Origin of the sequence: Pseudomonas sp. xss_2 (assembly GCF_043104195.1) — a bacterium.
In the GTDB taxonomy this organism is placed as follows: Bacteria; Pseudomonadota; Gammaproteobacteria; order Pseudomonadales; family Pseudomonadaceae; genus Aquipseudomonas; species Aquipseudomonas urmiensis.
The window spans coordinates 17,997-38,735 of sequence record NZ_JBICKL010000119.1; the positions used below are offsets into that span (position 1 = coordinate 17,997).

At 63.1% G+C, this 20,739-nt stretch carries 16 protein-coding genes; 10 read left to right on the plus strand and 6 right to left on the minus strand.

Going from position 1 to position 20,739, the window contains the following annotated elements:
- Positions 1 to 16: 16 nt before the first annotated feature.
- The 6 genes from ACF8K2_RS26640 to ACF8K2_RS26665 form a co-directional block, all read right to left on the minus strand.
- Positions 17 to 1,252 (minus strand): efflux RND transporter periplasmic adaptor subunit, encoded by a 1,236-nt coding sequence (locus ACF8K2_RS26640; protein WP_392469082.1) that lies wholly within the window; start codon positions 1,250 to 1,252, stop codon positions 17 to 19.
- On the minus strand, positions 1,245 to 2,678 hold the full coding sequence (locus ACF8K2_RS26645) for a TolC family protein (RefSeq protein WP_392469085.1): 1,434 nt from the start codon (positions 2,676 to 2,678) through the stop codon (positions 1,245 to 1,247). Before ACF8K2_RS26645 ends, ACF8K2_RS26640 begins: the two co-directional genes overlap by 8 nt.
- Positions 2,671 to 3,846, minus strand: coding sequence for an ABC transporter permease (locus ACF8K2_RS26650; protein ID WP_392469087.1), 1,176 nt, complete (start codon positions 3,844 to 3,846; stop codon positions 2,671 to 2,673). The genes ACF8K2_RS26645 and ACF8K2_RS26650 overlap by 8 nt, the downstream gene beginning before the upstream one ends.
- Entirely contained in the window at positions 3,836 to 4,510 is a 675-nt protein-coding gene (locus ACF8K2_RS26655) for an ABC transporter ATP-binding protein (RefSeq protein WP_392469089.1), read from the minus strand. Before ACF8K2_RS26655 ends, ACF8K2_RS26650 begins: the two co-directional genes overlap by 11 nt.
- Positions 4,510 to 5,289, minus strand: a complete 780-nt coding sequence (locus tag ACF8K2_RS26660) for a hypothetical protein (protein ID WP_392469092.1) — start codon at positions 5,287 to 5,289, stop codon at positions 4,510 to 4,512. The genes ACF8K2_RS26655 and ACF8K2_RS26660 overlap by 1 nt, the downstream gene beginning before the upstream one ends.
- Positions 5,290 to 5,376: 87 nt before the next feature.
- Complete coding sequence (locus ACF8K2_RS26665) at positions 5,377 to 5,814, minus strand: hypothetical protein (RefSeq protein ID WP_392469095.1); 438 nt, start codon at positions 5,812 to 5,814, stop codon at positions 5,377 to 5,379.
- Positions 5,815 to 6,722: 908 nt separating this feature from the next.
- Between ACF8K2_RS26665 and ACF8K2_RS26670 the strand changes: the two genes are divergently transcribed.
- The 10 genes from ACF8K2_RS26670 to ACF8K2_RS26715 all read left to right on the plus strand — a co-directional run bounded on the left by ACF8K2_RS26670 (position 6,723) and on the right by ACF8K2_RS26715 (position 20,736).
- The gene (locus ACF8K2_RS26670) at positions 6,723 to 8,039 is read left to right on the plus strand and encodes a nucleotide sugar dehydrogenase (RefSeq protein WP_368973025.1); all 1,317 of its coding nucleotides are present in this window, start codon (positions 6,723 to 6,725) and stop codon (positions 8,037 to 8,039) included.
- 62 nt (positions 8,040 to 8,101) lie between these two features.
- Positions 8,102 to 9,583, plus strand: a complete 1,482-nt coding sequence (locus tag ACF8K2_RS26675; protein WP_186553821.1) for a glycosyltransferase family 2 protein — start codon at positions 8,102 to 8,104, stop codon at positions 9,581 to 9,583.
- A gap of 37 nt (positions 9,584 to 9,620) precedes the next feature.
- The gene (locus ACF8K2_RS26680) at positions 9,621 to 10,787 is read left to right on the plus strand and encodes an alginate biosynthesis protein Alg44 (protein WP_186553820.1); all 1,167 of its coding nucleotides are present in this window, start codon (positions 9,621 to 9,623) and stop codon (positions 10,785 to 10,787) included.
- A 12-nt stretch (positions 10,788 to 10,799) separates the two neighbouring features.
- Entirely contained in the window at positions 10,800 to 12,287 is a 1,488-nt protein-coding gene (gene algK / locus ACF8K2_RS26685) for an alginate biosynthesis TPR repeat lipoprotein AlgK (RefSeq protein ID WP_392469098.1), read from the plus strand.
- Positions 12,284 to 13,762, plus strand: coding sequence for an alginate export family protein (locus ACF8K2_RS26690; RefSeq protein ID WP_186553818.1), 1,479 nt, complete (start codon positions 12,284 to 12,286; stop codon positions 13,760 to 13,762). Before algK ends, ACF8K2_RS26690 begins: the two co-directional genes overlap by 4 nt.
- A gap of 17 nt (positions 13,763 to 13,779) precedes the next feature.
- Positions 13,780 to 15,336: a mannuronan 5-epimerase AlgG gene (gene algG, locus ACF8K2_RS26695; RefSeq protein WP_264236454.1), complete on the plus strand. Its 1,557-nt coding sequence runs from the start codon at positions 13,780 to 13,782 to the stop codon at positions 15,334 to 15,336.
- 14 nt (positions 15,337 to 15,350) lie between these two features.
- A complete protein-coding gene (locus tag ACF8K2_RS26700) occupies positions 15,351 to 16,793 on the plus strand; it encodes an alginate O-acetyltransferase (RefSeq protein WP_392469104.1) in 1,443 nt (480 codons plus the stop codon).
- A gap of 8 nt (positions 16,794 to 16,801) precedes the next feature.
- Positions 16,802 to 17,905, plus strand: coding sequence for a mannuronate-specific alginate lyase (locus ACF8K2_RS26705; protein ID WP_186553815.1), 1,104 nt, complete (start codon positions 16,802 to 16,804; stop codon positions 17,903 to 17,905).
- 202 nt (positions 17,906 to 18,107) lie between these two features.
- Positions 18,108 to 19,565, plus strand: coding sequence for an MBOAT family O-acyltransferase (locus ACF8K2_RS26710; RefSeq protein WP_392469106.1), 1,458 nt, complete (start codon positions 18,108 to 18,110; stop codon positions 19,563 to 19,565).
- A gap of 13 nt (positions 19,566 to 19,578) precedes the next feature.
- Positions 19,579 to 20,736 (plus strand): alginate O-acetyltransferase, encoded by a 1,158-nt coding sequence (locus ACF8K2_RS26715; RefSeq protein WP_186553813.1) that lies wholly within the window; start codon positions 19,579 to 19,581, stop codon positions 20,734 to 20,736.
- Positions 20,737 to 20,739 lie beyond the last annotated feature (3 nt).

A 20,739-nucleotide genomic window follows, 5' to 3' on the forward strand; every position in this document is an offset into this window, starting at 1 on the left:
ATGCCCCGGGGCGGCTTCACAGCGCCTCCGGCAACAGCACCTCACCCGCTGCCAGTCCGCTGACCTCAACGCCCTGCGCCACGGTTTGCCGCAACTGCACCGCCACCCGCTGCGGTGCCTGGTCTTGGCGGGCACGAAACAGCACGTAATGGCCGCCCGCCGCATCGCTGCGCAGCGCTTGGGCAGGCAAGGCCATGCCGTGTTCGTTGCGATACAGCAGCACGCTCACCTGCGCACTCATGCCCGGCCGAACGCCCAGCGTCGAAACCTCGGGCTGGGCCTGCAACGTCACCAGCAGGTCGAACCAAGCACCCTGCCCCTCATCCTCGCGGGCCTGTAACCCGAGGGACGCCACCCGGCCTGGCAGCACGTGCCCGGCAAATCCCTCGCCGCTGACCTGCACCGCCATCCCTTCATGCAAAAGGCCCAGGTCGCCCTCCTCTACCGCTGCAACCACCTGCAAGCGGTCAAGCTCCACCAGCGCCAACAGCGGCATGCCCTGGCTGAGCAACTGCCCTACCTGCGCCAACTGCCCCGGCTGCTGGCCATCGCCGACAGGCCTTGCCACCAGGCTTGCAAATGGCGCGACCAGGGTCGCACGCGCCCGCAAGGCAAGCAGCGAAGCATGGCGGGCCTGGGCGTTGGTCAGCTCCATTTCAGCGATACGTAAGGCCTCACCTTGCCCCCGCGCCCGGGTCAGACGCAGTTCGTCCTCGGCGCTGGCCAGTTCCTGGATTTGCGCACTGAGCTGCTGTTCCAGGTTTTCCACCTCCAGCCGGGCGACGATCCCTTGCTCGAACAAGCGCCGAGTGGCCGCCAAAGCCGCCTGGTTGACACCCAAGGTACGCCGCGCAGCCACCTGTGCACGCACGGCCCGTGTAACCTCCGGACCCGACGCCCAATCCTGCAAGGCGCGCACCGCGCTGTGGGCCTTGAGCCGCTCGGCCTCGGCCTGGCGCAGCTGAATGTCCAGTTGCGCGGTGTCGAGCACTGCCAGCGTCTGCCCGGCCTGCACCCGCTCCCCCACCCGCACGGGCAGCGCTTGCACGGCACCCTCGAACGGCGCCGCGACAGTCACGCGCTGCGCCGCCTGGACCCGACCTACCAGCCCCAGGCGTCGTTCGAGCACTTGCGGGGCGACTGGCAACCAGCGCTGCTCGACCTGCGCCGGACCAGGGGCAGGCCACGCCCACCACAGCCCCAGGCCCAACAGCGCCGGCAGCACCAGCGCCAGCATTCGGGATCTAGTCATTGAGCGTCACATCCCAGCTGTCCAGTGTGCTACCCAGCGTGAGGTCGAGATCGGCCTGGGCGTCGAGATAGGCAATCAATGCCTCGAGCCGCGCATTCTGCGCATTGCGTAAGTCGCTCTCGAAGCTGAGCACCTGGAAATTGCTCGACCTGCCGTTTTCCAGCTTATGCTGCTCGATCTGTAATTTGCGCTGCGACAGTGCCTCTGCACGCTTGGCGATCTCCAGCTGGCGCCAACGCACCTGGAGACTGCGCAGCGCATCGAGCACCTGACGGTGCAGCTGCTGACGCGACTCTTCGAGCTGCAACTGTTGCCGGGCCTGGTTGACCTCGGCGCGCACCAGCACCTGGCGGCGACGCAAGTCGCCGACCGGGATCGCCAGCTCAAGCCCCACGTAGTGCTCCCAGGCCTTGTGCTCGCCGGGGCGCTCGCGGGACTGGTGGGTACCGGCCACCAACGCCAGGTCCCAGCGCTGTTCATCGCGCGCCAGGCGCAGGTCGATATCGGCCTGCTGCCCGGCAATCAGTTGCATCAAGTAAGCCGGCTGCAACACCTCGGCCCGGGCCTGGGCTTGCTTGGGGTCGATGTGTACAGGTTGCGCCTGGGCAGCCTCCGTGGCGCGCAGCGGTGTGCCCAGGTCCAGGGCCAATATCTGCAACAGCGCCAACCGGCTGGCATGCAGTTGATTGCGACTGCCTTCCAGGGCCAACTCCTGACTGGCCACCTCAGCCTCGGTCTGGACGATATCGAACGCGGCCATGCGCCCAGCGTCGATCATGGCGCGGTTGACCTCCAACAACCGCTGCGAACGCCCCAGGGCATCGCTGGCGATACGCACCTGCTCCTGCGCGCGCAGTAACTGGCGATACAAGCTGATGACGCCTGTAATGGTCTGCGCCACGCTGTCCTTGAGCGCCAGGCGGTTGCTCTGCTCGGCCAGCTGCGCCTGACGCAAGGGCGCCTCGGTGATCCGTGGGCCGGCGCCACGCAGCAGTGGCTGGATGATGCTCAGGTTGGCGCCATCGCGATAACGCGGGCCGACACTGTCGGCGCGATGCTGGCCGTAAGCCCAGTCGAGACTGAGCCGTGTGCCGTAGCGGGTCAGCAGGCTGGCGCTTGGGGCCAGCTCGGCATCGCGATAGCGGTCCTGATGATTGCGATTGGCCAGGTAACGCGCCTTGAGCGCCAATTGCGGGGCGAATCGATCACGAGCGACCTGCAGGTCGAACTTCTGCGCAATGCGTTCGAGGTAATCACTGCGAATCGTGCGATTGTCGCGCAGCGCCAGAGCGATGGCATCGCCCAGGCCAAGCGCCACAGCATCGCCCTGCGCCCAGGCATGGGCGCGGGCCGATACCGAGCCGTCTTGCGCCGCGACCGACACCGACACCCACAGCAGCCACCCACACCAACGCCGATCAACCATCACGCAGCGCCACGACCGGTTGCAGGCGCGCCGCCGCCAATGCCGGCTGCAACCCAAAGAACACACCAATGGCCACGGCACTGCCCACCCCCAGCGGCAGGGCCTGCGGATCGCTCTCCAAACGCCACCCCGCCCCGTGCGCAAAGGCCCACGCGGCCAGCATTCCGATCAACGCTCCCAGCACTGCGCCGAGCACCGCCAGCCAGATGGCCTCGAGCAAGAACAGCCAGGCGATGTCCACAGGCCGCGCGCCCAATGCCATGCGCACGCCGATCTCGCGGCGACGCTCAGCAACGTTCATCAGCATCACGTTCATCACGCCCACACCGCCCACCAGCAGAGCGATAGCGCCAAGCCCCGCCAACAACCCGATAAACAGCTGCGACTGCTGCGCCATGCCATCGAGCAACTGGCGAGGCAACAGCACTTCGACCTGCATCGACACAAGCGCCGCCCGCAGCGCATCCTCCAGTGCCGCAGCAGCCTCCTGCACCTGGGCTGCGTCACGCGCCAGGGCAATCACCACGCTGGGCTGGGCCTGCGACACCAGGCGGCGCAGGCCGGGCAAGGGCATCAGCAGCGCATCGTCCACGGCTACCGGCAGCAAGGGGTTGTAGCCACGGGGCAGCAATAGCCCAACCACTTCGAACACATAGCCGCCCATCGGCAGACGATCGCCGACCTGCGCGTCCAAGCGCGTCGCCAGCTCAGCCCCCAGCACCACATAGGTGCTGGCATTGTCGTGCGCCGACAGCAGCCGACCGTGCGCCGCCTCAAGCCCCAGTACCTGAGCCAGCGCAGGGGTGCTCGCCGCCACCATTACCGCCGCGCCCTGGCCACGTAACCTGGCGTCGGTCACGGTCATGGCCAGCGGCGCGGCAAGCCGTATGTGCGGCACAGCGTCCAGCGCCGGCATCGCCCGCGCAGATCGGGCGCCAGCCTCGACCGGGGTCAGGTTGGCCACCATCAATTCGCTACCCATGCCCTGAAACATCTGCCTGGCATGGGACGCCGCGCTCTGGCCGACATTGAGCAGCGCCACCACCGACGCACAACCCACCGCGATGCCGAGCAGCGCCAGCCAGGCCCGGCGCCCCAATAGGCGCAGGCTGATCAGGCTTTCGCCAATGCGTTGCGCCCAACTCGGGCCGTAGTGTTCAGGCCCCATGCAACTCGCACACCCGCCCATCGCGCACCTCAAGGTGGCGGGCCATCTGTCGCGCCATGACCGGGTCGTGGGTGACCATCAACAAGGTGACGCCGCGCTCATGATTGAGTGACTTGAGCAGGCACAGGATGCCGTTGGCGGTGTCGCCATCGAGGTTGCCGGTAGGCTCATCGGCCAGCAGCAGGCGCGGTTCGGTCACCAGGGCGCGGGCAATCGCCACCCGTTGACGCTGGCCACCGGAAAGCTGCGCCGGGCGATACGCCATGCGCGCCTGCAAGCCCACTGCCTGCAACTGCCGACGCGCCGCCGCTTGCGCCTGAAGCAGCCCGACACCGCGATAGCACAGCGGCAGGGCCACGTTGTCCAGGGCTGTCAGGCGCGGCAGCAGGTTGAAGCTTTGGAACACGAAGCCCAACAATCGATTACGCAAGATCGCCCGCTGCGCGGCCGATGCGGTGCTTGTGTCGTGCCCGTCGAGCAGCACGCGACCGGCGCAAGGCAGGTCCAGCAGGCCGATGAGGTTGAGCAAGGTGCTCTTGCCCGAGCCGGACGGGCCGACGATCGCGCAGCTTTGCCCGGCGGGGATGACCAGCGAGACATCGTCGAGCACAACCTGGCCGCCCAGGTAACGGCTGACGCCCTCCAGGGTGATGCTGTCGGCCATCAGTCGGGGGCCTTGCCGGTGGGATCGGCGGCGGGATCGGGTTGCTCAGGGGTGACGGGGGGCTCGGACGGCTTCCATTCGTGGGCGAGCATGTCGATCAGGGAGGTGTTGAATTCAGGCCATTCGACCTCATGCATGGCAAGCTGCATGTTGATATCAGCTTCGTAATTTCCGTACTGCGCCACTTCGATACGCGGAAGTGAGTTATAAAAATCAAGAATCTCATGCAGCCCTTGGTCGTTGCGCCCCGTTTGCCGGTACTCAGCGCCCATTTTGTCGATGATGTATCTTGCCCACTCATTATGCTGCTCGGTTCTTTCAACCCGGGCCGCCCTGCGTTCGTTAATGGTGAATGCCCCACTTTCGTCATAAATAATCAGGCTTAGCTGATCACGACTTAACCCCTTGAAGGGATTTTCCCCACGACCTTTTGCAAAGGCATTGGCCTGGCGTGCTCGCTCAAGTAACTCAGGATCATCCGTATCAGGCAAAAATTCATCGAAGAAGTCTTTTGCGAGTAGATAAGAATCCCCCATCAGCTTATCGAGGATTTTCGACGCAAAATCCGCCAACTCCTCGCGCGATAGCGAAGCATCCCTGGCCGCCGCCCGCTCAGCAGCAGCACTCAATTGCTTGGCAAGGTTCGAAAGTTCAGTTTCCTGATGCACGTTTCCATCTGGTTCTTTGCTCTCGACCGCCATGGTGCTTTCTGGTGGGCGTCGCACAACTGAAGCTGGAGATATTGGGGTGCGTGCAATAACGCTTCCGACGGTTTCCAATGCCTGATCTCCTTGAAAAAGGTGCGTAAGGGCTGCACTTCGCTACACAGCTGCGAAGTGCAGGACGTAGCACGCCAATACGGCGTATTACCTCATGGTGAATTCAACAGCCCACGAATAATCGGCGTTGGTCCGGGTAATATTCGCTGTGCACGTAGCACCACCACTGGGGGTGGCGGTTTTGGTCCACTGCGGTTGGGTGATCCCGCCAGGCAGCGCCCGCAACTGGAAGGTCGTGCCAAAAGCACAGGTTTTGCTACCGATGGTGTAACGCACCATTGCCGCGTTTACATCGGGGCTGACTACCCGCTGAACCTTTGCATAGGTGGTAGCACCAGGGTCCACCTTCTGGTCAGGCTTAGGATTAGCAATCTGATAGGTACTGCTCTCATTACTTGTGACTATCTTCAAATTGGCTGGCAGCGTTCCAACGTTCTTGAACGTTACCTCCACCAGCGGCCCAGCCTGCACCACCCCCACCAGCAGCGAAGCCGCTGCAAAAACAATCATCGAGATTTTCTTCATTTTTTGATTCTCATCCGGTCCCTGTTCATAAATTGAGACACCCGGCACCAAAACCGCCCCGCCCACTTCGATCCCTCTCCCTGGACGAACCTGCCGACTCCCTCAGAGCACTCGCTAGCACTCACCACGAGCCCCTTCGCATCTGGTCGCCCCGAGAGGGTGCACAGTGCATCCCTCCCCGGACCTCGTGTCCGACCAACCTAGCCAATTTTTAGGCGTCAAGAAATGAACGATGCGTTTCTTATAGCCATCCGCCATAAGACCGTTCGTACGTTTTTTGACGAATTTTGAAAAAATTTTTCGGATACTGGCACAAAACTATCTCACCCCGTTTTCGCCCTTTATATATAGGGATGGCACTCGCCAGTGCCATCAGTATGAAAGTATTTACGCCTGAAAAAATATTTAGAAATCATTCATTCTGCACGAACCCCCTCAGGAACTTCTGCTAGCCGCGGTCGCTCATAGCACCCGTAACGATTCACGAGCGTTGAACGTGAGAGATGACTTACAGATGACAACGGCAGGTATCTACACCCGCCCAGGAAAGTTCGACAGCGGCAATGGCACGCGCCACTAAGCCCTGTCACATGGAGGATAGACGCGCCCCCTTTAATCGTCCTAGTGGTTGATTTCAAAGGATTTATTCACTTGAAAAAACAAGCACAGCAGTTCGCCAAGTAGCGTTCTGCATTTAAGACGGCTGCATTTCAGGGCACGCCTTTTAATTATCGGCCTTTGACTGCCATTTAAGAGTGCACAACTTTTTGCACTCCGGATTTATTCATGCCTGCGTTCGGTGAAGTGTCTTTTCGCCATGGATCCGTGCGCCCGAATACTGCTGGTTAATCAACCCGGTCGGCTCTTCCGCTGAAGGGCTGGCGTGATAAACACACGAGGTGAATGCGATGCGTATCAGCATCTTTGGTTTGGGTTATGTGGGTGCAGTCTGTGCAGGTTGCCTGTCGGCACGGGGCCATGAAGTGATTGGTGTGGACGTGTCCGCCACCAAGATCGACCTGATCAACAAGGGCAAGTCGCCCATCGTCGAACCGGGTCTGGAAGAACTGCTGCAACAAGGCCTGGCCAATGGCCGCCTGCGTGGCACCACCGACTTCGCCGAGGCCATCCGTGCCAGCGACGTGTCGATGATCTGCGTCGGCACGCCGAGCAAGAAAAACGGCGACCTGGGCCTTGAGTACATCGAGTCGGTGTGCCGCGAGATCGGCTACGTACTGCGTGACACCAGCCGCCGCCACACCATCGTGGTGCGCAGCACCGTGTTGCCAGGCACCGTCAAGAACGTGGTGATCCCAATCCTGGAAGACTGCTCGGGCAAGAAAGCCGGGGTCGACTTCGGTGTGGCGGTCAACCCTGAGTTCCTGCGTGAAAGCACCGCGATCAAGGACTACGACCACCCACCAATGACCGTCATCGGCGAACTGGACAAGGCCAGCGGCGACGTTCTGCAAGCGCTGTACGAAGAGCTCGACGCCCCGGTGATCCGCAAGGACATCGCCGTGGCCGAGATGATCAAGTACACCTGCAACGTCTGGCACGCAACCAAGGTCACCTTCGCCAACGAGATCGGCAACATCGCCAAGGCGGTCGGCGTCGATGGTCGTGAAGTGATGGATGTGGTCTGCCAGGACAAAGTCCTCAACCTGTCGCAGTACTACATGCGCCCAGGCTTCGCCTTCGGCGGCTCGTGCCTGCCCAAGGACGTGCGCGCCCTCACCTACCGCGCCTCCAGCCTGGATGTGAAAGCGCCGCTGCTCGACTCGCTGATGCGCAGTAACGAATCGCAGGTGCAGAACGCCTTCGACATCATCGAAAGCCACGACAAACGCAAGATCGCTCTGCTCGGCCTGAGCTTCAAGGCTGGCACCGACGACCTGCGCGAGAGCCCCCTGGTCGAGTTGGCCGAGCGCCTGATCGGCAAGGGCTACGAGCTCAACATCTACGACCAGAACGTCGAGTACGCCCGAGTCCACGGCGCCAACAAAGACTACATCGAGTCGAAGATCCCGCACGTGTCCTCGCTGCTCAACGCCAACTTCGAGCAAGTGGTCAACGACGCCGAGATCATCATCCTGGGCAACCGCGACGAGCAGTTCCGTGCCCTGGCCGACCGCGCCCCGGAAGGCAAGCAAGTGATCGACCTGGTCGGTTTCATGAACAAGCCGACCTGCTCCACCAGCCGCACCGAAGGCATCTGCTGGTAAGCCAGCCTGACGCGGGGCCGCAAGGCCCCGCTCTTCACTGAATTTCGCGACGGATGCCGAACATGCAAAGGTTCCAGACAGTGCTGTTGCAGTGCGCCGGGTGGCTGCTCTACATGAGCCTGCTCATGTTGATCGCCCTGGCCCTGCCCAGCGACATCTTCGACTCGCAGTCGAAGCACTTCATCTTCCTGGTCGGCGCCGTCGGCATCTGGCGCTACTCGATGGGCGCCACCCATTTCATCCGCGGCATGATCTTCCTGTACGGCGTCTACCCGTACCTGCGCAACAAAGTGCGCAAACTGGGCAAGGCCGCGGACCCGTCCCACGTGTACCTGATGGTCACCAGTTTTCGCATCGATGCGCTGACTACCGCCCAGGTCTACAGCTCGGTGATCCGCGAAGCGATCAACTGCGGCTACCCGACCACTGTGGTCTGCTCGCTGGTGGAGAAGTGCGACGAGCTGCTGGTGAAAAGCCTGTGGGCCAAATACAACCCGCCTGAACACGTCACCCTCGACTTCGTGCGCATCGCCGGTACCGGCAAGCGCGATGGCCTGGCCTTTGGCTTCCGCGCCATCTCGCGGATGATGCCCGACCAGCACGCGGTGGTGGCGGTGATCGATGGCGACACCGTGCTCGGCGAGGGCGTGGTGCGCAAGACCGTACCTTGGTTCAAGCTGTTCCCCAATGTCGGTGGCCTGACCACCAACGAATTCTGCGAAGTGCGCGGCGGCTACATCATGAGCGAGTGGCACAAGCTGCGCTTCGCCCAGCGCCACATCAACATGTGCTCGATGGCCCTGTCCAAGCGCGTGCTGACCATGACCGGGCGGATGTCGATGTTCCGCGCCAGCGTAGTGACCAACCCTGAGTTCATCGCCGACGTCGAGAGCGACTCGCTGATGCACTGGCGCCTGGGCCGCTTCAAGTTCCTCACCGGCGACGACAAGTCGAGCTGGTTCAGCCTGATGCGCCTGGGCTACGACACCTTCTATGTGCCGGATGCGGCGATCAACACGGTCGAGCACCCGCCGGAAAAAAGCTTCCTCAAGGCCAGCCGCAAACTCATGTACCGCTGGTACGGCAACAACCTGCGGCAGAACTCGCGCGCCTTGGGCCTGGGCCTCAAGCGCCTGGGGCTGTTCACCAGCGTGGTGCTGTTCGACCAGCGCGTGTCGATGTGGACCAGCCTGCTCGGCCTGACCGTGGCGGTGATCGCCAGCCTCAAGTTCGGCATGGCCTTCCTGCTGGTGTACCTGCTGTGGATCGGCATCACCCGGCTGATCCTGACCATCATGCTGCTGTGCTCAGGCCACAGCGTGGGTCCGGCCTATCCCGTGATCCTCTATTACAACCAGATCGTCGGCGCGTTGATGAAGATCTACGTGTTCTTCCGCCTCGACAAGCAGTCCTGGACCCGCCAGCCCACTGCCCTCAAGCGTGACCTTGCCAGCTTTCAACAATGGTTCAACACCTGGTCCTCCCGCACCATGACCTTCTCGGCCGCGAGCATCTTCGTCGCCGTGCTGTTCATGGTCGTGTGAGCCACCCCGGATCGGATACAACAGGAACGAAATCGCCATGAATACCGCCGTGAACGTCAATGTCGTGCATGAGTCCGAAGCCCAGCGCCAGCACGCCCGGGTCCGCATCCCCGCCAAGCTGCGCTTCCTGGATGGCAATCGCGAGCCACAAGAGGTCAAGGTCGACGACCTCTCCGCTGGGGGCCTGTCCTTCCATGCCAAGCGCGCGCTGCCGATCGGCGATGTGCTGCGTGGTCGCCTGCAGTTCGTGGTCGACAACCTCGGCCTGTCGATGGATATCGAATTCCTCGTGCGTGCCAGCGACCCCGCCACCGGCCGTACCGGTGCCGAGTTCCAGAACCTGGAGCCGCGTGACATCGCCACCCTGCGCCACATCATCACCTCGCACCTGTCCGGTGAACTGATCACCGCCGGTGACGTGCTCAGTACCCTGCAGCGCGACAACTTCACCAAGGCGCGCAAGCAGAAAGACGGCGGCTCGGGCCTGAGCGCCTTCGGCCGCCTGCGCGCGGTGACCGTGACCCTCGGCGTGTTCGTGGTGGGTATCGCCGCCTTCGGCTTCGTCGCCAAGTCGCTGTATGGCATGTACTTCGTCAGCCATGCCGAAGCCGGTGTGGTCGCAGTGCCGACCACCACCGTTACCATGCCACGTGATGGCACCGTCAAAAGCCTGGTGGAGAGCGGCGGCCAAGTGGTCAAGGGCGCGCCACTGGCAAGCTTCAGCACCAGCATGCTGGACATGCTCAAGGGCCATCTGGACGACGCGCAATTGGAGCCGGCCAAAGTCGAGGAACTGTTCGGCAAGCAGCTCGCTGGCACCCTCACCAGCCCCTGCGACTGCGTGGTTGCCCAGCAACTGGTGGACGACGACCAGTACGCCAGCAAAGGCCAGCCGATCTTCCAGCTGATCCCCCGCACCACCAACCCGATGATCGAGGCGCGCTTCAGCTATCGCCAGTTCGACGAGGTCAAGCCAGGCACCCGGGTCAACTTCCAGATCGCCGGCGAAGACGAAGTACGTACCGGCCAGATCGTCAGCAGCGCCAGCCTCAACAGCGCAGACCTGGCCTCCGACATCCGCGTGCAGATCAAGCCAGACGGCGCGCTGCCTGCTGAACTGGCCGGTCGTCCAGCGTCGGTCAACAGCGACCGCGGTCCGTCGTTGAACTGGCTGATCGACAAAGCCGTCGCCCGTGGGCTTTAAGAGGATCTGACCATGACCCTCCAGCATACGAACTTCGTGGGAGCGAGCTTGCCTCGCGACAGCGCCCGAGCAGGCGACCGTCATCGCGGGGCAAGCCCGCTCCCACGCACTGCGACGTTGCTCGCCATCGCCATCACTTTGGCCGGCTGCGCGGGCCTGCCCGACCAGCGCCTGGCCAACGAAGCGATGAAGCGTGGCGACACCGCCACCGCCGAGCGCAACTACAAGGCCCTGGCCGACCTCGGCTACAGCGACGCCCAAGTGGGCCTGGCCGACATCAAGGTCGCCTCCCGCGACCCTGCCCAGCTCAAGGAGGCCGAGGCCACCTACCGCGACGCCGCTGCCACTTCGCCGCGTGCCCAGGCGCGCCTGGGCCGCCTGCTGGTGGCCAAGCCCGACAGCACCCAGGCTGAACGCGAAGAAGCCGAGACCTTGCTCAAGCTCGCCGCCAAGCAAGGCGAAGGCAACACCTTGATCCCGCTGGCGATGCTCTACCTGCAATACCCGCAGAGCTTCCCCAACGTCAACGCGCAACAGCAGATCGAGCAATGGCGCGCCGCCGGCCAGCCAGAAGCGGGCCTGGCGCAGATCCTGCTCTACCGCACCCAGGGCACCTACGACCAGCACCTGGATGATGTCGAGAACATCTGCAAGGCCGCCATCAACAGCACCGACATCTGCTACGTCGAGCTGGCCACCGTCTACCAGAAACGCAACCAGGCCGACCAGCGCAACGCTCTGCTCGAGCAGCTCAAGGCCGGCTATGCCCGCGGCACTGTGCCGGCTACCCGGGTCGACAGCGTCGCCCGCGTGCTGGCTGATCGCAACCTCGGCCAAACCGACGAGAAAACCGCTAAGGATCTGCTCGAACACGTGGCCCCGGCCAACCCAGCCTCCTGGGTCAGCCTCGCCCAGCTGCTGTACGACTTCCCCGAATTGGGCGACACCGAACAGTTGCTGGCCTACATCGAAAAGGGCCGCGCCGCCGAACAGCCACGCGCCGAACTGCTGCTGGGCCGCCTCTACTACGAAGGCAAGACCCTGCCGGCCGATGCCGAGAAAGCCCAAACCCACTTGCAGGCCGCAGCCGATGCCGGCGAGATCAGCGCCCACTACTACCTCGGCCAGCTCTATCGCCGGGGCTATCTGGGCCAGGTCGAGCCACAGAAGGCCGTCGACCACCTGCTCAGCGCCGCTCGCGGCGGTCAGCTCAGCGCCGACTACGCCTTGGCCCAGCTGTACAGCGAAGGCCACGGCATTCGCCAGAATCCGGGCAATGCCTGGGTGTTCGCCCAGTTGGCCCAGGCCAACCCCACCGAACAGTCCAGCGCCATGCTGCAACAACTCGATCAGCAATTGACGCCTGACCAGCGCAGCCAGGCCGAGCGCCTGCTGGCGCAGGAGAAGCAGGCGCGCGGCAGCATGGCCAAGGGCGCCAACAGCGTCATGGCCATCGAAGCCCTGCAAGACGATGAAGACGCCGAGGACGCCTCCCTATGACGCTCAACCCTTTCGTGAAAGCCGGCATCGGCCTGAGCTTCGCCCTGCTGTGGTCGTGCCCGACCCTGGCTGACATGACTGCGCAGAAAAACTTCGGCCTGGAAGTGAAAGTCACTGCTCAATCCGAAGACGACCGCGACCTGGGCACCCGCTCCGGCGGTGACGTCAACGGCCTGGGCCTGGACCTGCGCCCCTGGGTATATGGCGAGCGCGGCAACTGGAACGCCTACGCCATGGGCCAGGCAGTGACCGCCACCGACATCATCGAGACCGACACCCTGCGCGCCTCGGACGATGGCAGCGCCATCGACACCGGCGACGACAGCCGCCAGCCCGACAAAAGCTACCTGGCCCTGCGCGAATTCTGGGTCGGCTACAACGGCTTCACGCCCTACCCCGGCGAATACCTGCGCTTTGGCCGGCAACGCCTGCGCAACGACGACGGCATGTGGCGCGACACCAATATCGAGGCGCTGAACTGGACCTTCGACACCACCCTGCTCAAGGCCGATGTCGGCGTTGCCCAGCGCTTCAGCGAATACCGCACCGACCTGACTGAGCTGGCCGCCGAAGACGAAGACCGCACGCACGTCTACGGCAACGTCGCCGCGCAGTGGACGCCAGGTCACTGGGTTGGCCTGCGCGCCCATCACACCCATGACAGCGGCAGCCTGAACAAACCCGGCGAAACCATCGACACCCTCGACAAGACCCGCACTGGCGATCTCACCTGGCTTGGCCTTGAGGCCAACAGCGATGCCTACAACTGGCGCAACGACCACACCGTCAACTACTGGGGCAGCCTGACCTGGCTGACCGGCGATCGCGACAAGCTCAGCAGCGAGACGCGCAATGGCGAGCAAGTGGTTACCGGCAAGCAAAGCGGTGACGTCAACGCCTGGGCCACCGACCTGGGTATCCGCCTGCGCCTGGACCCCAACTGGCAGGTCGGCGCCGCTTATGCCCGCGGCAGCGGCGGGGGTGGCAGCGACGGCTCGAACAACTTCGAACAGACCGGCCTTGAGAGCAATCGCTCCAACTTCACCGGCACCCGCTCGCGCGTGCACCGCTTCGGCGAGGCCTTCCGTGGCGAGCTGGGCAACTTGCAGGCAGCCACCCTGTTCGCCTCCTGGCAGCTGCGCGAGGACTACGACGCAAGCTTCATCTACCACAAGTTCTGGCGCGTCGATGACCAACAGAACATCGGCTCCAGCGGCATCAACGCGGTGGTCGAGGACAACGGCGTCAACCGCCCGCTGATCAGCGGCGAGAAGGACCTGGGCCAAGAGATGGACGTGGTCGTCACCAAGTACTTCAAGCAAGGCTTGCTGCCGGCTTCGCTGAGCCAGTCGATCGACGAACCGTCGGCCCTGGTACGCCTGCGCGCGGGTGTCTTCAAGCCGGGTGACGCCTATGGCAAAGAAGCCGATTCGTACATGCACCGCGCCTTCGTCGACGTGATCTGGCGCTTCTGAGCCGGGAGAGGAAAGCTATGAACCTGCACCCGCATCTTCGCCACAGTCTGCTCGCCAGCGCCTTGCTGCTGGCCGCAGGCGTGGTCCAGGCCGCCGAGCCGGAAATGGCCAAAGGTCTGCAGCAGGCCAAGACCTACACGGTATCCAGTGCGCCGGTCGAGCCGCTGCACATGGATCCGCCCAAGCTGCCCGATCTTTCCGGCTACACCGCGCAAGCGGTGCAAAAGAAGATCGATCGCAGCCGCAAGGGCAAGGTCAGCGTGCGCCGCATGCTCCAGGAAGAGTCGCTCAAGGAGTTCATCGGCGGCGACAACAAGGCCGCCGAATGGGTCCAGCGCCAGCACGGCATCCCGCAGGCGATCTTCGTCGATGACGGGCATGTCGACATGGCGCAGTTGAGCAAGCAGGTGCCTGACCAGTATCTGCGCGAAGTCTCGCCTGGGGTGTTCCTTGCCCGCCTGCCGATCGTGGTCGGACAGAAGGGCATCCTTGAGATCGACGGCAAGGTCAAGGAGCTGCGCCTGTCGCAAGAGGGCGGCTCGTTCCTGGTCAACGACGGCAAGCTGTTCGTCAGCGACACCCAGGTCACCGGCTGGCGCGAGAAGGACAACGGCCCATCGACCTTCCGCTCGCCCAAGGAATTTCGCCCCTTCTTGCTGTCGTGGGGTGGCACCGAGACCTACATCGTCAACAGCAAGATGGCCAGCTTCGGCTACGCCAAGTCCAAGTCGTATGGCGTGAGCATCTCGCAGTACACGCCGAACATGGCCAAGCGCATGGGCCGCCCGGAACCGACCGGCTGGATCATCGGCTCCGAGTTCAGCGACATGTGGTACGGCTTCTATTGCTACGAGACCAGCGACTTCGTGGTCAAGGACAGCACCTACCGCGACAACATCGTCTACGGCATCGACCCACACGACCGCTCGCACCGGCTGATCATCGCTGGCAACACCGTGTACGGCACCAAGAAGAAGCACGGCATCATCGTTTCGCGTGAGGTCAACGACAGCTGGATCATCAACAACAAGAGCTACGACAACAAGCTCTCCGGGGTAGTGATCGACCGTAACAGCGTCAACAACCTGATCGCCTACAACGAGATCTATCGCAACCATACCGACGGCATCACCTTGTACGAAAGCGGCGACAACCTGATCTGGGGCAACAAGCTGATCAACAACCGTCGCCACGGCATTCGCGTGCGTAACAGCGTCAACATCCGCCTGTATGAAAACGTCGCCATGGCCAACGGCCTGGTCGGGGTCTACGGGCACATCAAGGACCTGTCCGACACTGACCGCGACATCGCCCTTGACCCGTTCGATACCAAGGTCTCGTTGATCGTCGTCGGCGGTGAGCTGGCGGCCAATGGTTCCGGGCCTTTGTCGATCGACTCGCCGCTGTCGGTCGAGCTGTACAAGGTGTCCATGCTCGCCCCGCGCAAAGCCAGCGGCATCAGCCTCAATGGCGTACTTGGCGAGCGCCAGGACGAAATCCTCGACCTGCTGGTACGCCAGCAGAAGGCCGTGCTGATCGACCCGGTCGAACGCCAGACCGAAATGATCGATTAAGGAAAGCCAAGACCATGACGACCCCACATCTGATGAAACTGCTCGGTCTGTCCGCCGCCCTGCTGGCGATCAGCCAAGGCGTGCGCGCCCAAGACGTGCAAGCGCCAAGCTTCAGCGCCGAGCCCTGCTGCCAGCTGTGCCCAGAAGCACATGACGCCAGCCGCTACACCACTCGCTACCAGCAGAACTTCACCACCCTGGTGCAGGCGCAAGGCGACTGGCTGTTCCGAACCCGCGAAGACCTGCGCACCGAGTTCACCACCACTGCCGCCGGCTACAAGCGCTTGCAGCAGGTGCACGACGCGTTCAAGAAACGCGGCGTCGAACTGGTGGTGGTGTACCAGCCAACCCGTGGCCTGGTGAACCGCAACATGCTCAACCCGCAAGAGAAAGCCGCCTTCGACTACCAGAAGGCGCTGGGTAACTACCAGGCCATGCTGCAGCGTTTCGCCAAGATGGGCTACAACGTGCCGGACCTGTCGCCGCTGACCAACGAGCAGTTGGCCGCCGCCGACCAGGGCAAGGACTTCTACTTCCGCGGCGACCAGCACTGGACCCCATACGGCGCCGAGCGCGCAGCGAAGATCGTCGCCGATACGGTGCACCAGATGCCCGCCTTCGAGGGCATCCCGCGCAAGGAATTCGAAACTCACAAATCCGGGCGCATGGGCAAGACCGGCACCCTGCACAACGTCGCCGGCCAGCTCTGTGGCACCAGCTATGCGGTGCAGTACATGGACCAGTTCGCCACTGAGCCTAAGGGTTCGAGCGGCGGCGACGACCTGTTCGGTGACAGCGGCAACGCCGAGATCACCCTGGTCGGCACCAGCCACAGCGGCAAGAACTACAACTTCTCGGGCTTCCTGCAGCAGTACATCGGCGCCGACGTGCTCAACGTCGCCTTCCCCGGTGGCGGCCTGGAAGGGGCGATGATCCAGTACCTGGGCAGCGAAGAGTTCCAGAACAACCCACCGAAGATCCTCATCTGGGAATTCTCGCCGCTGTATCGCCTGGACCAGGAAACCATCTGGCGGCAGATCCTCGGCCTGCTCGACGACGGCTGCGACGATCGCCCGGCGCAGATGAGCGCCAGCGCCACCCTCAAGCCCGGCAAGAACGAGCTGATGGTCAACGGCAAGGGCGGCGTGATCAAGGATCTGGTCAACCGCAACCTGCAGATGGACATCAAGTTCGAGGACACCTCGGTCAAGGTCCTGCAGGCCACCCTGTGGTACCTCAACGGCCGTCATGAAGACATCAAGATCGAGAAACCGGAAACCTCCGAGACCGACGGGCGTTTCGTCTTCCAACTGCGTGAAGACGAAGACTGGGCCAGCCAGAACCTTCTGGCGCTGGAAGTCCAGGGGCCAGAACAAGGCACCCAGAAGGTCGAGGCCAAGCTGTGCAAACGCAACAACTTCGCCAGCCCCGCGCACACCGCGCAAGCTGGCCAGTGAGGCGAACCATGACCAACACTCGCACCATCACCGCCCCCGCCCTGCTCGCCCTGGCGCTGTTTGGCAGTGCCGCGCATGCCGCGTTGGTGCCGCCCCAGGGGTACTACGCCGGGATCGAGCAGATCAAGACCACCGACGGCAAGTTTCAGTGTGAAGCGGCGCCCAAGCCCTACACCGGTGCGCTGCAATTTCGCAGCAAGTACGAAGGCTCGGACAAGGCCCGGGCGACGCTCAACCTGGCGTCGGAAAAAGCCTTCCGCAGTTCTACCCAGGACATCACCACGCTGGAGCGCGGCATCAGCAAGATGGTCGGTCAGTACATGCGTGACGGCCGCCCGGCCCAGCTCGATTGTGCACTGAGCTGGCTCGGCACGTGGGCGCGTGCAGATGCCTTGATGTCGACCGACTACAACCACACCGGCAAGTCCATGCGCAAATGGGCGCTGGGCAGCATGAGTGGTTCGTGGCTGCGTCTTAAGTTCTCCAACTCCCAGCCACTGGCCGCGCACCAGGCCGAGGCCGAACTGATCGAGAAGTGGTTCGCCCGCCTCGCCGAACAGACCGTGCGCGACTGGAGCGACCTGCCACTGGAGAAGATCAACAACCACAGCTACTGGGCGGCCTGGTCGGTCATGGCCACCGCCGTGGCCACTGACCGCCGCGACCTGTTCGACTGGGCGGTGAAGGAATACAAGGTCGGCGCCAACCAGATCGATGAGCAGGGCTTCTTGCCCAACGAGCTCAAGCGCAAGCAGCGCGCGCTGGCCTATCACAACTACGCCCTGCCGCCACTGGCGATGATCGCCAGTTTCGCCCAGGTCAATGGTGTCGACCTGCGCGGTGAGAACAACAACGCCTTGCAGCGCCTAGGCCAGAAAGTCTTGGCCGGTGCCAAGGACCCGAGTGCGTTCAAGCGCCGCAATGGTGAGAAGCAGGACATGAAAGACCTCAAGGTCGACAGCAAGTATTCCTGGCTCGAACCCTATTGCAGCCTCTACGCCTGCAACGGCGACACCTTGCAGCGCAAACGGGGCATGCAGCCGTTCGACAGTTTCCGCCTCGGCGGCAACCTGACCCGGGTCTACGACCCGAGCGCTGAAAGCAAGAAGTAACACACATGTGAAAGTGAACTGCGTGGGAGCGGGCTTGCCCCGCGATAGCGTCGGCAGGCGCAGCGGTGTTGTCGCCATTGACGCCATCGCGGGGCAAGCCCGCTCCCACGCACAGTGCTCTTACATCAGGTGACCCTGCACTTTTCGTGGGGGGTTTGGGGGGCTGCTGCCCCGGATGCTGTGAACAATAAGGAGAACCGGGATGGTCTTCTCGTCAAACGTGTTCCTGTTCCTGTTCTTGCCGATCTTCCTCGGCCTGTACTACTTGAGCGGGCAACGCTATCGCAACCTGCTGCTGCTGGTTGCCAGCTACATCTTCTACGCCTGGTGGCGGGTCGACTTCCTCGCGCTGTTCGCCGGGGTCACCCTGTGGAACTACTGGATCGGCCTGAAAGTCGGCGCCGCTGGCGTGCGCACCAAACCGGCCCAGCGCTGGCTGCTGCTCGGCGTCGGTGTCGACCTGGCGATCCTTGGCTACTTCAAGTACGCCAACTTCGGTGTAGACAGCCTCAACGCGATCATCGCCTCGTTCGGCCTTGAACCGTTCATCATCACCCACGTGCTGTTGCCGATCGGCATCTCGTTCTACATCTTCGAGTCGATCAGCTACATCATCGACGTGTACCGCGGCGACACCCCGGCCACCCGCAACCTGATCGATTTCGCCGCGTTCGTGGCGATCTTCCCGCACCTGATCGCCGGCCCCGTGCTGCGCTTCAAGGACCTGGTCGACCAGTTCAACAACCGCACCCACACCCTGGACAAGTTCTCCGAAGGCTGCACCCGCTTCATGCAGGGCTTCATCAAGAAAGTGTTCATCGCCGACACCCTGGCGGTGGTCGCCGACCACTGCTTCGCCCTGGAAAACCCCACCACCGGCGATGCCTGGCTGGGCGCCCTGGCCTACACCGCGCAGCTGTACTTCGACTTCTCCGGTTACAGCGACATGGCCATCGGCTTGGGCTTGATGATGGGCTTCCGTTTCATGGAGAACTTCAAGCAGCCGTACATCAGCCAGTCGATCACCGAGTTCTGGCGGCGCTGGCACATCAGCCTGTCGACCTGGCTGCGCGACTACCTGTACATCACCCTGGGCGGCAACCGCAAAGGCACCTTCAACACCTACCGCAACCTGTTCCTGACCATGCTGCTCGGTGGTCTGTGGCATGGCGCCAACTTCACCTACATCATCTGGGGTGCCTGGCATGGCATGTGGCTGGCGATCGAACGCGCGCTGGGCCTGGATACCAACCCGCAGCGCTTCAACCCGGTCAAATGGGCCTTTACCTTCCTGCTGGTAGTGGTCGGCTGGGTGATCTTCCGCGCCGAGAACCTGCACGTCGCCGGGCGTATGTACGGCGCCATGTTCAGCTTCGGTGAGTGGCAGCTGTCGGAACTCAACCGCGCCAACCTCACCGGCCTGCAAGTGGCGACCATGTTCATCGCCTACGCGAGCCTGGCGTTCTTCGGCCTGCGCGACTTCTACCGCAACGCCAAGCCAACCGCCAAGGCAACGCCGGTGCAGATCAACGCCGACGGCTCGATCGGCCTGGACTGGACCCGGGTGATGGCCCGTGTGCTGGTGCTGCTGCTGTTCGTCGCCTCGGTGCTCAAGCTCTCCGCGCAGAGCTACTCGCCATTCCTCTACTTCCAGTTCTGAGGCACGGACGACCATGACCCGGACACTTCGCATCACCTACTCCCTGACCTTCCTCGGCCTGCTCACAGGCTTGGGCGTGTGGTCGCTCAGCGGCGCCTCGACGTTCCAGCGCACCGAGCAGATGACCCTGCTCAACGGCAAGCTGGCCAAGGCCGCCGAGACCCATTACGACGATCAGTTCCCGATCAAGCGCATCAGTACCAACCTTTGGGCGGCACTGGATTTCAAGCTGTTCAACGAAGGCCGCCCCGGCGTGGTGCTGGGGCGCGAGCAGTGGCTGTTCAGCGACGAAGAGTTCAAGCCCACTGCTGGCGCCGAGCAACTGATGCAGGAAAACCTGGCGCTGATTCGCGGCGTGCGCGACACCTTGCAACGCCAAGGCACGCAACTGGTGCTGGCGATCGTCCCGGCCAAGGCGCGGATCTACTCCGAATACCTCGGCCAGGAGCTGCCGGCCAGCCTGCATGGCGACCTGTACAACCAGTTCCATGCCCAGGCGCGTCAGGCCAACGTGTTCGCCCCTGACCTGCAAGCGCCAATGGAGCAAGCCAAAGCGCGTGGCCAGGTGTTCCTGCGTACCGACACTCACTGGACGCCAATGGGCGCCGAGGTCGCCGCCCAGGCGGTGGCCGAAGCGGTGGCCCGCCAGAGCCTGCTCAGCGGCGACCCGCAGGCGTTCATCACCCAAGCGGGCGAGACCAAGCCATACAAGGGCGACCTGACCAACTTCCTGCCACTCGACCCGCTGTTCAGCAACCTGCTGCCCGCTCCGGACAACCTGCAGCAACGCAGCACCCACGCGGTCGAGGCCCAAGGCGAGACCGGCGATGCGCTGTTTGCCGACAGCCAGATCCCGGTGGCCCTGGTCGGCACCAGCTACAGCGCCAACCCGCACTGGAACTTCCTCGGCGCCCTGCAGCAAGCGCTGCGCAGCGATGTCGCCAACTACGCCGAAGACGGCCACGGGCCATTGCTACCGATGCTCAAGTACCTGCAAAGCGATGCCTTCAAGAATGCCGCGCCACAGGTGGTGGTGTGGGAATTCCCCGAACGTTATCTGCCAATGAAAAACGACCTCAGCGCGTTCGATCCGCAGTGGATCGCGCAGCTGAAAAACACCCGTAAATCTGAAGAAAACCTGGCCCTGTCGTCCAACCGGGCGAACCACTGATAG